1 protein-coding gene is annotated in these 756 nt (G+C 48.0%); it reads left to right on the plus strand.

Going from position 1 to position 756, the window contains the following annotated elements:
* A partial coding sequence (locus R7Q09_RS25225; protein ID WP_318143830.1) for a DUF1800 family protein occupies positions 1–756 on the plus strand: 756 nt, incomplete at both ends.

Below are 756 nucleotides of genomic sequence, written 5' to 3' on the forward strand. Positions count from 1 at the left end.
AAACGTGATCCTAAAACCGGAAAACCGCTGCCGACCTACTCTCAAACTGATATCCAAGAACTGGCCCGTGCGCTAACTGGTTGGAAAAATTCAGACACGGCATTTGTTGAACCCATGCGCGTGATAAACAGCCGACATGACACCAACGAAAAAACCGTGTTGGGAACAACCATTCCTGCGGGTTTGACCGCCCAAGAAGATCTCTCAAAAGTGCTGGATATATTGATGTCTCATCCTAACATTGCGCCATTTGTGTCGAAGTTTTTGATTCAACGATTCGTCTCTTCTAACCCAAGCCCGGAGTACGTTGCGCGAGTTGCTCGCGTATTCAACAACAACGGAAAAGGGGTTAAAGGTGATTTAAGCGCAGTGATCCGCGCGGTTTTACTTGATAACGAAGCCATGGGGTTAACCAACACACCGCCAATGAAAGTGAAAGAGCCCATTTTGGTGCTCACCAACTTCCACCGAGCCGCAGGCTTTACACTTACCGCTGCGCGCTATGACGGAGCAACAACAGTGATGAACACCGCAGAACAAGGCGCACTGCGTTCTCCTTCAGTATTTAATTTCTACTCGCCAGACTATCAACCTTCGAATGAGTTTGTGCAATCAGGCATGGTGTCACCCGAATACGAATTGCTCGATTGGTCAGTGTATACCGATCTGGTCAATTTCATGCTTAGTAGCACTCGCTCGGGTGGTGGCGATACTTATACGCTGGACTTTAGCGAACTGTATTCCTTACTCGATGAT

Source organism: Vibrio sp. 2130-1, from assembly GCF_033339515.1.